The organism is Uliginosibacterium sp. 31-12 (assembly GCF_030548425.1).
Classification (GTDB): domain Bacteria; phylum Pseudomonadota; class Gammaproteobacteria; order Burkholderiales; family Rhodocyclaceae; genus Uliginosibacterium; species Uliginosibacterium aquaticum.
On sequence record NZ_JAUOOA010000002.1, the window covers coordinates 104,243 to 117,029 of the forward strand.

The window sequence follows — 12,787 nt, forward strand, 5'->3', positions numbered from 1 at the left end:
CGATCAGGCACTTGCCCTGCTTATCCTGCAGTCATCCACAGGCTTCTCCCCGCTTCGTGTGGATTCCCTTGCTGCAAGGGACTCTGCGGGCAGCAAAAGGGGGGAAATAAGCGGTTTTGTGTCTTGACCTTTGGGCCCGTACATGCCGCCCGCCTCCTTCTGGCGAACCTGCTCCTTTTTTGCCCGGCGAGCAAATCCCGAGGCCGATCAGGCACTTGTCCTGCTTATCCGGCACTCATCCACAGGCCTATCCACGCAAACTGTGTATCAAGTCACCCGCAACACCTGCCGTAATCTCAAGAGAGCCATATCTACTGGAATCAGTCTGCCTCAGGAGACTCCGCATGAAAGCCCTGCTCGCCCCCGCACTGGCCCTCAGCTGCCTGCTGCCCACGCTATCTGCCGCTCAGCAGCCCACTTACCGCTTCTCACCGGTCAATCAGTGGGACATCACCAAGACCGCCGCTTACTGGAACCCAATCGTCCAGTACATCAGTGAAAAGAGCGGAGTAAAGCTTGAACTGAAAATCGGACGCACCTCGGCGGACACAACCAGCTATGTGCTGGCTCAGGAAGTTGAATTCGTATTCAGCAATCACCTATTCAGCCCTGAGCGAGAAACCTTGGGGTGGAAGATTTTCGGTCGTCGGCAGGCGCCGGAAATCCATGGTCAGATCGCGGTACCAGAGGACTCACCAATCACCCGCCTGGAAGAGCTCGCCGGGCAGGATATGGCCTTTGCCGGCCCCGAAGCCTTCATCGGCTACAAAGTCCCCTATGCCTACCTGCTCTCGCGCAACATCGAGGTCAAACCCGTCTTCGGCGGCAACCAGAACGCGGCATTCGCTCAACTCTTTGCCGGCAAGGCCAAAGCCGTGGGCAGTAATTCGGCGCTGGTTGAGGGCTATGCGACGCGCGAAAACAAGAAGTTCCGCGTGCTGTGGACGTCCGAGGGCTATCACGATCTGGCCCTGATGGCTTCAGGCAAGGTGGCGGAAAAGGACCTCAAGGCCGTCGCCAACGCCTTTTTCAACATGCATAAGGATCCCCGTGGCAAGGACATCCTGAGCCGCTCTGGCCAAGAAGTGGGCCTCCCGGAGACCCCCTCCTTTGTGCCCGCCACCCAGGCGGACTACACGTCTTACAAGCGCTTCTACCAGAAAGCCCCAAAAAACCTGCACTAAGCCAAGCCCCTGAGATGAAACTCGGTCGTCTGCTGCCGCGCTCTCTGGTCAGCCGGATCTACGCGCTGTACTCCGTGACCTGGCTGCTCTTCTGCAGCAGTGGCCTGCTGATGTTCTATCGCTCGCAATTCGTCCAGCATGTGGAGGATGTCCAGCAGACTGCGTCCATGCTGGTCGAAATCATGACGCAAACCATCGGCGAGAGCGCCGTGATCGGCGACTACGACACCATCCAGCGCACGCTGGATCTGAGCATGCGTCAATCCCCCTTCTCGGCAGCGCTCTTCATCGATCGCAGCGGCGCAAGAATCACCAGCCCGAATCCGGGAATCCGTCAGCAGTCGTCACCCGACTGGTTGCGCGAACGCCTAGCCAGTCAGCTCCTGGATGCCAATCGCATCATCAATATTGGCGGGCGGGATTACGGTGTATTGCGCCTGCAGTTTGATGCAGAGGCCGTCGCCAGCAGTCTCTGGGGGGTCGTCCGCGCAGCCCTTGCGCTGGCCGTCGCCAGCATGCTTGGCGGCATGCTGATGATCTGGTACCCGCTGCGACGCTGGCTAGGGAATCTGCAACAGGGCCGCCGCGCAGCCGGGGCCGCAGAAGCAGGCCCTGTGCAACTGAGTCAGCAGTTGATCGACGATGCTCCGCTGGAATTCCGCCACACCCTGGAGACCCTGCAACACACGGCAGACCGGCTGCGCTCCGAGCTCGCAGGGCGAGAGCAGGCGCTCTCCTCACTGCACCGGCTGGTGGCCGAGCTACTGCCGGAAGCAGCCTCCGACACCTCCGCCGAAGGCGACATCGAAGAGCTCATCGCCACCATCGCACGGCTCGTGAGCGAACGCGAGGAGGCAGCTCGCCAAATGCAGGAAGCCAAAGAAGCGGCCGACGCGGCCAACCGCGCAAAGAGCGACTTCCTGGCCAACATGAGTCACGAAATCCGCACCCCCATGAACGGCATCATGGGCATGATTGACCTGACGATGGACACCCCGCTCAACGACGAGCAGCGCGACTATCTGGGCGTCGCCAAGGGTTCAGCTGACAGCCTGCTCACCATCATCAATGACATCCTGGATCTGTCGAAAATCGAGGCGGGCAAGTTGAGTCTCGAAGCCCTGCCGGTCGAACTCGCCCCACTACTCAGTGATCTTGAGCGCAGCACCCGTGCAGCGATAGGCGAACGCCCCATTCGCTGCCAACTGACAATCAGCGAGGCCCTGCCGCCAGTGCTTCAGGGAGATCCAGTACGACTGCGCCAGATCATCTCCAACCTGTTGGGCAACGCCGTCAAGTTCACCGAGCAAGGCAGCATCACCATCGAGGCGCGCCTGTTGAACCTTGCGGGCACAGAACAGCTTGCCATCGCCGTCCGCGATACCGGCATCGGTATCGCTCAGGACAAGCAAGCCTTGATCTTCGACGCCTTCAGCCAGGAAGACGAGACCACCACCCGACGCTTCGGTGGTACAGGTCTGGGGCTTTCCATCTGCAGCCGGCTAGCCGACCTGATGGGTGGTCGCATCACGCTTCAAAGTGCTCCTGGTCAGGGGAGCTGCTTCGAACTGAGCATACCGCTGATCCGCCTCAGCAACGCAGCAATGCCTGCGCCACCGCAGCCTTCCCCTGCAACCGAGCGCTTCCCGCTCAGCGTTCTGGTCGCCGAAGACAACCCCACCAACCAGAAACTGGTACTCAAACTGCTCGACGGACTCGGCTGCAGCAGCCAACTCGCTCGCGATGGCCACGAGGCAGTGGAACTATGGCGCGGCAGCAACTTCGATGTCATTTTCATGGACATGCATATGCCCGGCATGGGCGGAATTGATGCCACCCTTCAGATCCGTGCAACCGAAGCCGCCTTGGGCCGCCACCCGGTACCGATCTACGCGCTCACCGCAGCCGCTATGGCGGACGAGCAAGCCAACGGGCTGGCCGCCGGCATGAACGACTATCTCACCAAACCAATCAGCCGCCGTGCCCTGGCTGAAGCCCTGCAGGCCGCGCAGGAGCGCCGCACTGTCGGTGTCTGACCGCGGCTGGCTCTGAAACCGCTAGAATCGCGGCCCCGCCATCAGAAAGCTCTGCCATGTCCGACCCCTGCATTGACATCAGCGAAGAAGATGGCGTGCGCTACCTGCATTTCGGCTCGGAATGGGTACAGGGCGCCATGCGCCTGCGCCGCCCGGTGGATCTGGAACTCGAATACACACGCGACATGATGGCCGGGTTGCTCCTGCGTGAAGGCTTTAGCGCGGAAGCCAAATGGCCCAAACGCATTCTTCTGATCGGACTCGGCGCAGGCTCGCTGACCAAGTTCTGCTACTGGAAGCTGCCACAGGCGCGCGTGACCACGGTGGAGATCAGCGAGGAAGTGTGGACCGCGGCGAGTGCGCTCTTCAAGCTGCCGCCCGAGGATCTGCGGCTCTCGATCGTGATCGGCGATGGCGTGGAGTACATGCAGAGACCCAGCCCGAAATATGACTACATCCTGGTCGATGGCTACGATGAGGACGCCAAGGTCGGCCTGCTCGACAGCCTGCCCTTTTACCAGGCCTGCTGGGCGCGCCTCAATGACGGGGGGATCCTCGCCACCAATCTCTTTGGCCGCGCACAGAAATACGCAGCGCCACTCAAGCGTCTTGGCGAAGCCTTTGAGGGCCGCAGCCTGGCGTTGCCCCCCTGCGCCAGTGGCAATGTGGTGGCCCTGGCCACCCGTGGTGTACCGGTCGCACTGTCTGGCGAGGAGCTGAAAGCGCGTGCCGTTCAGCTCAAGGCCAGCACTGGCCTGGATCTTCGCCCTTTGCTCAAACGCTTGCCGGCGGGTGCCGGGCTGCAGCTCTGAAGCCTTGGTACGCAGATTTATCCCAGAAATTCATGCAGATACAGATGCTGCTACGCACAAATCCAGCTTGAGCTTTGCTGCCGGGCTGCCACAATGAATACATCCCCTGGCGCCCGTCCCTGCATCCGGATCGCCCCTGAAAGATCTTCCGGGGGCGGGCGCCGTGAAGGGGACCCTGATCAGCGCTGCACGTTTTCAGCGCGTCGCCGCGCCTGATCAACCTCAGCCTCCAGCCGGATACGTTCGCGATCTGCCTCGATGCGCAAGCGCTCGGCATCCACCCTCTGACGCTCGCGCATGACCTCCGCCTGCTGACGCGCATTCTCCGTCTGCTGGCGCGCGCGCTCGGCCTCCTGGCGTGCCTGCTCGCGCTGGCGCCGCACCTGCTCATCCTGCTCCTGCTGCTGGCGACGACGCTGCTGATCCGCGTCGGCCTCGCGGCGAATGCGCTCACGATCCTGTTCGGCCAGCCGCCTCTGCTGCTCAACCTCCGCCCGCTGGCGCTGCAACACCTCGTCCTGGGGCGTTGCGGCCTGAAGCGGCAGGCAAACCAGACACAGACTGTAAAGACTCAATCGCAAGACAAGGCGCATGACCCACTCCGGAACTCGAACAAGCCGCCATCATAGCGGCAAGCCTGCACTGCCGAAGCAGCGCTGGATCCCGCTAGCGATCGAGTCCGTCGCACGCCCGCCACACGGCGCACGTGTTCCCGTTCCCAAACCGGAACGACGGTGGCAGACTGTGCGCCTCCGCAGCACCCGCCGAGATCATGAACGTCGCCACCTATGCCCGCAAACTCTCCCGCCTGCGCCGTGTGGCTAGCCATGTCGACGCACACCTGGGTGAGTCGCTGAGCCTCGACGCACTGGCCGACATCGCGCATCTCTCACGCTTTCACTTTGAACGCGTATTCAACGAATACTCTGGTGAAACGCCGGTTGCGCGCGTGCGCCGCCTGCGCCTTGCCCTGGCGCGCCGCCGCATCGAGGCTGGGCGCGTCGGCTCACTCCTGGAGTTGGCCTTCGACAGCGGTTATGGCTCTGCTGAAGCCTTCTCGCGTGCCTTCCGGGCGGCACATGGTCTGGCGCCTTCAGCCGTGCGCCCGCGTGCCGCCGAGGCTCGCCCGGTGCGCATCGAGCTGCTCACCGGCCAGCGCATACAGTATGTGCATTTTCGCGGCCGCCTGGGCGAAGGCATTCCGCCTTTCGATGAGCTGCGTGCCCACGCTCTTCTCGCAGGTATCCCGCGCGAGCGCCGCAAGGGCTGGTGCGTGCAACTGGCCGGTGACATGAACAATCCGAGCGGTGAAATCGAACTACAGGCCGCCCTGCTCTCGGAACGCCTCGGCCAGCAGGTGCCGGGGCTGCAGCAGGGACACCTGCCCGAGGGCCACTATGCCGTGCTGCGCATCGGCGGCGGCTTCGCCATCCCGGGGTCGGCTGAGCTGGCAGGTCATATCGAAACCAGTACCGGCTGGCGGATGCAATCTGATGCGCCGATGCTGCGCTGTTTCCATAACACCAGCTATCTGCCGGCCGACTTCGAGCGCCAGTTCGATCTCTATGTGCCGGTAGAGAGATAAGCGCAATCCCTATCAAGACAGCCCGCCAGCCTTGCGCCATGCTCGCGCGATCCATTTCCGTCCGGCAGCCGCAGCGCGGCCTGCCATTCCGCGTCACACAGGAGAAACCATGAACCTGAATCTGCGTCTGTCCATCGTCGCCATGATCGGCGCCTCGCTGATCGGCTGTGCCAGCAATGCCCCAACTCAGGCCCCGGCCGCCAGCCCGGCGGCTGCCCAGTCGGCCGTGAAGCCGCTTGCCGGCGTCACCCTGAGCGGCGTTGCCGGCGCTGGCCAGCAGAAATTCACGGTCACTGCGTATGACGCCCAAGGCAACCGCAAATCCGTCACCAGCGACGACAAGGGTGCCTACAGCTTGAGTGCCGATGGCTTGGTCGCCCCGCTGATGCTGGTCGCCGAAGCCGGCCGTACCCAGTTCGTGAGCCTCATTGCCGAACCGGCCGGCAAGGTCACCGCCAATATCAACGCGCTGACTGACTTCATCGCTTCCGGCGCCGCCAAGGAAGCCAAGTTCCAGGGGCCGGCTGGCATGGTTCAGTCTGGCAAGGCTCCGGCCGTCAAGGCCGAAGCCCTCAAGAGCAAGGCCAGTAGCCTGCAACCGCTGCTTGGCTCAGCCTTGAAGGAAGCCGGCGTCTCCGACGCGGCTAACTTTGATCCGGCCAGCGGCAATGCTGGGGAAGTGCTCAAGTACATCCGCCACAACCGCGGCTATCTCTCCTCGCAAGGCGTGCTCGGCGAAACCTCGCTGTTTGACAGCAACTACCACGAGATCACCAAGCTCAGCCCGCTCTCCATGGCGCACGCCCGCGCTGAAGCCCAGGCCATCGCGGCACCGGGCGTGACCCGCATCTTCATTGCCGGCGACTCCACGGCCAGCAACTACGACGTGGACGTCACCCCACGCAATGGCTGGGGCCAGATCTTCGAGCGCCAGCTCAAGGATGCCAAACAGGTTCAGGTCGTGAACGTGGCGCAATCGGGCCGCAGTTCGCGCAGCTTCATCACCGAAGGCTGGTTCGACATGATCAAGGCCGACATCCGCAAGGGTGACTACCTGCTGGTGCAGTTCGGCCACAACGACGAGAAGTGCGGTGAGGAGCCGCCGCGCCCCGCACCGGCTCGTGACGTGATCGACATCGCCAACCTGTGCACCTACCCTGGCACCGCTGCTGGTGTGCCGGCCGAAATGGGCTTCCAGAAGACCCTGGAGAAGTACATTGCGATCGCCAAGGACGCTGGCGCCACCCCGGTGCTGATCACGCCGGTGACCCGTCGTCAGTTCAAGGACGGCAAGATCGGCGGCACGACCCATACCTGGGGCAAGGGCAAGGTGCCGGGCGATTACTCGCAGACCATCCGCGACACAGCCAAAGCCAACAAGGTGGCGCTGGTCGATCTGGATCAGAAGAGCATGGACTTCTTCAACAAGCTCGGTGAAGCCGAGTCGCTGAACTATTACCTCGCCGTCGATCCGGCCAAGTATCCGTACTACGCGACCCAGACCGGCTCACGCACCAAGCCTGACAACACCCACTTCCAGGAAAAGGGTGCCGAAGCCATTGGTGGCTTGGTCGCCCAGGGCCTCAAGGAAGCCAAGTTGCCGATCGCCAGCCAGCTGAAGTAAGCCCACGGACAGGCAAACAAAAAGCCCGGGCTCTCAGGAGCCCGGGCTTTTTGTCGTTATCTGGCTGTGCAGCGACTGTTACAGCTCAGCCCTGAAGCGCGGCAAAAGCCTTGGCGGTGATCTCTTCCACCGGCCCAAGCCCCAGGATCTTCGCGTAACGCGGCGCCTGCTTGTCACCCGTCGCCGCCCACTTGCCGTAGTACTCAACCAGCGGCTTGGTCTGCGAGTGATACACATCCAGGCGCTTCTTGACGACTTCTTCCTTGTCGTCATCACGCTGAATCAGGTCCTCGCCACTTTCATCGTCCTTGCCTGCCACCTTCGGCGGGTTGAACTTGATGTGATAGGTGCGGCCCGAAGCCAGGTGCACACGGCGGCCGCTCATGCGCTCGATGATCTCGGAGTCCGGTACATCGATCTCCAGCACCACGTCCAGTGCCACGCCGGAATCCTTCAGCGCATCAGCCTGCGGCAGGGTGCGCGGGAAGCCGTCGAACATGTAGCCCTTGGCACAGTCCGGCTGGGCAAGGCGTTCCTTCACCAAGCCGATGATGATGTCATCAGACACCAATTGCCCTGCATCCATCACGGCCTTGGCCTGCACACCCAGCGGGGTTCCGGCCTTGACGGCTGCGCGAAGCATGTCGCCAGTGGAAATCTGCGGGATGCCGTACTTCTCGGCAATGAATTTGGCCTGCGTGCCCTTGCCGGCTCCCGGCGGTCCCAAAAGAATCAGACGCATGTGCGCTATCTCCAGTTTATTGATTGTTGGCGGCAAACAAGGCTCGCACACGGGCGAGATCCTCGGGAGTATCGACCCCGGCAGGCGGTGCTTCGCTCAGGGTTTCAACGCGAATCTGGTAACCGTGCCAGAGGGCACGCAATTGCTCGAGCAGCTCGATCTGCTCGGTCGGCGCCGGGGCCAGGTTGGCAAAAGCCTTCAGAAAACCGACGCGGTAAGCATACAGGCCGACGTGACGCAGCAAGCCCAGCCCTGCGGGCAGGGGATTTCCAGGCTGCAAGGCCCCTGCGAGCACTGCATCGCGCGGAAAGGGAATCGGCGCGCGTGAGAAATAGTGCGCATGACCATTCTTCTGGCACACAACTTTCACCACACCCGGATTGAGGAAATCCTCCACCGTCACGATCGGATGGGCCGCTGTCGCAATTTCCGCATTCACATCGCGCGCCAAGGATTCAGCCACCAGACGCACCATGGCGGGATCAATCAGGGGCTCGTCACCCTGCACGTTCACCACGATATCGCCAGGAGCCCAGCCCAGCTGGGTCACAACTTCGGCCAGGCGATCGGTGCCGGTCGGATGGTCTGGCTTGGTCATCAACACCTTGCCTCCAGCCGCCTCGACGGCCTCGCGAACGCCTTCGTGATCGGTTGCGACCCACACTTCTTCGGCTCCGGACTCCAACGCCCGTTCCATCACCCGTACGACCATCGGCTTGCCGCAAATATCGGCCAACGGCTTGCCGGGCAGGCGTGTCGAAGCATAGCGTGCCGGCACGATGGCCTTGAAACGCACACAGGCCATCAGGCGGCTCCAGCTTCTTCGGCAGACAGCTGACGCGCCTCATCGGCCAGCATCACCGGGATGCCATCCTTGACCGCGTAGGCCAAGCGGCAGGGGCGGCACACCAGTTCAGCGGCAGCACGGCGATGTTCAAGCGGGCCTTTGCAAACCGGGCACACCAGGATTTCAAGCAGTTTCGGATCCATGCAGACGCTCCAGAAGATGATCCAGCGCGGCATCAGCTATACAAGCCTCCACCGGCAGCACCCAGCTTTCGGCGGGCGCGAAGGTGGCGCATTTTACTGCATCCTTCTCCGTCAGCAGCAGAAGCTCACCTGCAGGCACGGCAAGATCTTCCCGCGTGTAAGCATGATGGTCTCCGAAAGACCGGGTGCTGGAGAGTTCCAGCCCCATAGCCGCAAGCGTGGCAAAGAAACGCTCCGGGTTGCCGATCCCCGCCGCAGCATGCAGACGGCGCCCGGCCAAATCAGCAGCCGAGCAGGTTTCGCTCGGCTCGCCTAGGCGCCAAAACCGGCCTGGTGTGAGCACCATGTCCACGCGTGGCTGAGGTGGCAGTAAAGCTTGGAGGGCCGGACTTAGCGGTCCGTTGCAGATCAGCAAATGAGCCTCCTTGAGGCGCCCTAGTGGCTCGCGCAAAGGCCCTGCCGGCAATGGCCAGCGATTGCCCAGAATAGTTTCGTCCAGCACCACGATTTCGGCACTGCGCGCGAGGCGATAGTGCTGCAGCCCATCATCGGTCATCAGCACATCCACTTCGGGGTGAGCACCGAGCAAAGCCCGGCCCGCAGCCACCCGATCGCGCCCGACCCACATCGGGCATCCCGTACGGCGCGCCAGTAGCACCGGTTCATCACCCACAATTTCCGGGTCACTATCCGCCAACACGGCCGTCGGCACCCGGGCCGTGCCGCCATAGCCTCGCGACAGGATGCCTGGCGTGAAGCCACGCGCCTTCAGCGCCGCTGCCAGCCAGATCACAACCGGGGTCTTGCCGCTGCCGCCCGCGGCGATATTGCCGACCACGATCAACGGAACCGGCAAGCGCTCGTACCTCAGCCAGCCAGAACGATAGGCCAGCCGGCGCAGCGCGGAAACGGCAAGAAAAAGCCCCGCGAGCGGCAGCCACAGGATCGCAGCAGGGCTGCGGCGTGACCACCAGGCGGGGCGTTTGAGGGCCATGGCTGACCCGACTTACTTTTTCGTTTGCGCTGCAAAAGAGACGTTCGGCAGGCCGGCCTTCTGTGCAGCCTGCATCACATCGAAAACGCTCTGGAAGTTAGCCTTGGCGTCACCATTGATGACCACCAGCGGGGACTTCTCGCTGCTTTCAGGCGCCACCCGGCGCAACGCGGCGACGATGCTCTCGATGTCACGCCCCGCCACCGGCGTACGGTTGATCAGGACCTCGCCCTGGGCATTGATAACCACATCAATCTCATTGGGCTGCTCCTGGGCTGGCGGCGCATCGGTGCTAGGCAGGTTGATTTCCAGCCCCGAGAACTTCGAATAGGTGGTGGTCAGCATCAGGAAAATGATGATCACCAGCAGCACGTCGATCAGCGGGATCAGATTGATCTCGAGTTCTTCCTTGCCACGCCCGCGCCGGAAATCCATGCCCGGCTCCTTACTTGGCAGCCGGCGCAGGACGGCGTTCGCCGTGCAGCACTTCGACCAGTTTCACCGCCTGCTGCTCCATCTCGACCACGATGCTGTCGACCAGCGCGCGGAAGTGACGATGTGCAATCAGCGCCGGAATCGCGATCAGCAGACCAAAGCCGGTGTTATACAGCGCGACCGAAATACCGTGCGCGAGTTGCTGCGGATCAGCGCCCACGCCGCCAGCGCCGCCTTGGGCGCCGAACAGCTCGATCATGCCGACCACCGTCCCGAACAAGCCCATCAGGGGCGCTACCGTGGCAATCGTGCCAAGCGTAGTCAGGAAGCGTTCAAGTTCGTGCGCCACCACGCTGCCAGCCTCTTCGATCGACTCTTTCATGACTTCGCGGCTGCTGCGCACATTGCGCAGCCCGGCTGCCAGCACCTGGCCCAGTGGCGAATGAGCATGCACGCGGCCGATGAGTTCATCTGTCGGACCACTCTGACGCAGGTCGCCCAGCACCTTATTGAGGAGACCGGCCGGAACGATGATCGAGCGACGCAGGGAAATACTGCGCTCAATGATCAGCGCCAGCGCGATGACGGAAGCAAACAACAGCGGAATGATCGGCCAACCAGCAGCACGGATGATGTCCCACACGGGAGCGACTCCTCGAATTTCGACAAGCCTTGAACTGTATCGCCCCGCCCTGCAGAGGGCAAGCACGCTGCTGCATGCCGGAGCAGCCATCGAGCGGAAGACCGGCGGTATGCACCAGTTCGGTGTAATCCACAAAATCTGTGGATAAGTTTGTGAGCAGTTTGCTCCGGACTAACCTAAGTCGGCCTCCTGCAAAGGATTTTTTCAATTCGGTCAAAAATGAAGCTGAAATTACAGTTTCTTTAAAATCAACAACTTGCAAAACAAGAGAGTTGTCAACAAGCACACACATCCTGCGAAGGCAGTCGTGGTGCGCCTTTGCGGGCAGGGATGTGGATTGAGCTAGAATCGACGCCATGTCCAGAGCACCGATTCATGCAGAGCGAGTAGGCACGCGGGTTTCCAGTGTGTCGGATTTCGTCTTACAACTCCGCAGCCTGATTGAAGCCAACTGCCCGCTTGGCTGGGTCGGTGGCGAAGTCTCCAATCTGGTACGGGCCGCCTCCGGACACCTCTACTTCACGCTCAAGGATGAGCGCGCCCAACTACGATGTGCAATGTGGCGCAACAAAGCCGCTCTGCTGCCCTTCCAGCTCAATGAAGGCATGCAGGTCGAAGTACGGGCCCAAGCCACCATCTATGAAGCACGCGGCGACCTGCAACTCTCCATAGAGAGTGTGCGCAAGGCCGGGTTGGGCAATCTCTTCGAGGCCTTCCTGCGCCTGAAGGCCCGCCTGGAAGCCGAGGGGCTCTTCGAGGCAGCCCGCAAACGCGCCCTGCCTCCCCTACCGCACGGGATCGGCATCGTTACCTCACCCGCTGGCGCAGCCTTGCACGACGTCCTAAGCACGCTGCGCCGGCGAGCCCCAGGACTCCTCATCACGATTTACCCCACCCTGGTACAGGGTGACGCGGCTGGGGCTCAGATTGCCGCGGCTATCGAGCAGGCGGGCAGCCGGGCGGCCAGAGATGGCTGCGAAGCCCTGATCGTGTGCCGCGGCGGTGGCAGCATCGAAGACCTGTGGGCCTTCAACCACGAAGCCGTGGCGCGAGCCATTGCCGCCTGCCCGATCCCGGTCATCAGTGGCGTCGGCCATGAAACCGACACTACCCTGGCCGACTACGCTGCCGACCTGCGCGCACCGACCCCCACGGCGGCAGCCGAACTCATATCAGCGGGTTTATATGGCCTGCGCCAGCGCCTGCCCCAACTCCAGACAGCGCTCGCGCGGAGCGGGGAACGCCGGCTACAGCAAGCCGCGCAGCGCCTCGACGAGTTGCAGCGCCGCCTGCTCCACCCGCGCGCGCGTCTCGCACGCAGCCATGAGCGCCTGACAAATTTGCGTCTGCGCCTGCAGCAAGCCAGCCGCAACAGCCTGTTACACAAGGGCGCACGGCTCGAAACTCAAACGGCCCGCTTGCATGCCTGTCTGCCCGGCACCGCCGTTCTGCATGCCCGTCTGGAACGTGCGGCCCACAATCTTGTACGCAATGGCCAATGGCGTATCACCAATACCCGCCGGCAACTCGATAGCCTGGCCGGCCAGCTTGCCGCCCTCAACCCGGATGCCGTTCTGGCACGCGGCTATGCCGTCGTGCGAAATGAGCGTGGCGAGGTACTCCGCGACGCCGACGTTGCTCACAACGGTGAAGCCATCAACATCCAGCTTGCCAACAGCCAGCTGCGCGCCCGAGTCGAGAAAAGCTGATCCGGCCCTGAAAGGCGCTCGGTCACTATTGCC

At 62.5% G+C, this 12,787-nt stretch carries 13 protein-coding genes; 6 read left to right on the forward strand and 7 right to left on the reverse strand.

Going from position 1 to position 12,787, the window contains the following annotated elements; translation table 11 throughout:
• Positions 1 to 344: 344 nt before the first annotated feature.
• The 3 genes from Q3Y64_RS05705 to Q3Y64_RS05715 are packed head-to-tail and all read left to right on the forward strand — an operon-like array spanning position 345 to position 4,032.
• Positions 345 to 1,184 carry a phosphate/phosphite/phosphonate ABC transporter substrate-binding protein gene (locus Q3Y64_RS05705; RefSeq protein ID WP_303560431.1) on the forward strand — a complete coding sequence of 280 codons (840 nt, stop codon included), beginning with the start codon at positions 345 to 347 and terminating at the stop codon, positions 1,182 to 1,184.
• A 14-nt stretch (positions 1,185 to 1,198) separates the two neighbouring features.
• Complete coding sequence (locus tag Q3Y64_RS05710; protein ID WP_303560432.1) at positions 1,199 to 3,220, forward strand: ATP-binding protein; 2,022 nt, start codon at positions 1,199 to 1,201, stop codon at positions 3,218 to 3,220.
• A gap of 56 nt (positions 3,221 to 3,276) precedes the next feature.
• A complete protein-coding gene (locus Q3Y64_RS05715; RefSeq protein ID WP_101941297.1) occupies positions 3,277 to 4,032 on the forward strand; it encodes a spermidine synthase in 756 nt (251 codons plus the stop codon).
• Positions 4,033 to 4,211: 179 nt separating this feature from the next.
• On the opposite strand, the gene Q3Y64_RS05720 is transcribed toward Q3Y64_RS05715, so the two are convergent.
• Complete coding sequence (locus Q3Y64_RS05720; protein ID WP_101941298.1) at positions 4,212 to 4,625, reverse strand: hypothetical protein; 414 nt, start codon at positions 4,623 to 4,625, stop codon at positions 4,212 to 4,214.
• Between the two features lie 179 nt (positions 4,626 to 4,804).
• On the opposite strand from Q3Y64_RS05720, the gene Q3Y64_RS05725 reads away from it, so the two are divergent.
• A complete protein-coding gene (locus tag Q3Y64_RS05725) occupies positions 4,805 to 5,617 on the forward strand; it encodes an AraC family transcriptional regulator (RefSeq protein WP_303560433.1) in 813 nt (270 codons plus the stop codon).
• 109 nt (positions 5,618 to 5,726) lie between these two features.
• Complete coding sequence (locus Q3Y64_RS05730) at positions 5,727 to 7,241, forward strand: rhamnogalacturonan acetylesterase (RefSeq protein ID WP_303560434.1); 1,515 nt, start codon at positions 5,727 to 5,729, stop codon at positions 7,239 to 7,241.
• Between the two features lie 85 nt (positions 7,242 to 7,326).
• On the opposite strand, the gene adk is transcribed toward Q3Y64_RS05730, so the two are convergent.
• The 6 genes from adk to Q3Y64_RS05760 are packed head-to-tail and all read right to left on the reverse strand — an operon-like array spanning position 7,327 to position 11,045.
• On the reverse strand, positions 7,327 to 7,983 hold the full coding sequence (adk, locus tag Q3Y64_RS05735; RefSeq protein WP_170020832.1) for an adenylate kinase: 657 nt from the start codon (positions 7,981 to 7,983) through the stop codon (positions 7,327 to 7,329).
• Positions 7,984 to 7,999: 16 nt separating this feature from the next.
• On the reverse strand, positions 8,000 to 8,788 hold the full coding sequence (gene kdsB, locus Q3Y64_RS05740; protein WP_303560435.1) for a 3-deoxy-manno-octulosonate cytidylyltransferase: 789 nt from the start codon (positions 8,786 to 8,788) through the stop codon (positions 8,000 to 8,002).
• Positions 8,788 to 8,973, reverse strand: a complete 186-nt coding sequence (locus tag Q3Y64_RS05745) for a Trm112 family protein (protein ID WP_101941303.1) — start codon at positions 8,971 to 8,973, stop codon at positions 8,788 to 8,790. The genes kdsB and Q3Y64_RS05745 overlap by 1 nt, the downstream gene beginning before the upstream one ends.
• Positions 8,954 to 9,967 carry a tetraacyldisaccharide 4'-kinase gene (gene lpxK / locus Q3Y64_RS05750; RefSeq protein ID WP_303560436.1) on the reverse strand — a complete coding sequence of 338 codons (1,014 nt, stop codon included), beginning with the start codon at positions 9,965 to 9,967 and terminating at the stop codon, positions 8,954 to 8,956. The genes Q3Y64_RS05745 and lpxK overlap by 20 nt, the downstream gene beginning before the upstream one ends.
• A 12-nt stretch (positions 9,968 to 9,979) precedes the next feature.
• Positions 9,980 to 10,402 carry a biopolymer transporter ExbD gene (locus Q3Y64_RS05755; RefSeq protein ID WP_101941305.1) on the reverse strand — a complete coding sequence of 141 codons (423 nt, stop codon included), beginning with the start codon at positions 10,400 to 10,402 and terminating at the stop codon, positions 9,980 to 9,982.
• A 10-nt stretch (positions 10,403 to 10,412) separates the two neighbouring features.
• Positions 10,413 to 11,045 carry a MotA/TolQ/ExbB proton channel family protein gene (locus tag Q3Y64_RS05760; RefSeq protein WP_101941306.1) on the reverse strand — a complete coding sequence of 211 codons (633 nt, stop codon included), beginning with the start codon at positions 11,043 to 11,045 and terminating at the stop codon, positions 10,413 to 10,415.
• Between the two features lie 356 nt (positions 11,046 to 11,401).
• Between Q3Y64_RS05760 and xseA the strand changes: the two genes are divergently transcribed.
• Complete coding sequence (gene xseA, locus Q3Y64_RS05765; RefSeq protein WP_303560437.1) at positions 11,402 to 12,754, forward strand: exodeoxyribonuclease VII large subunit; 1,353 nt, start codon at positions 11,402 to 11,404, stop codon at positions 12,752 to 12,754.
• The last annotated feature ends 33 nt before the right edge of the window (positions 12,755 to 12,787 follow it).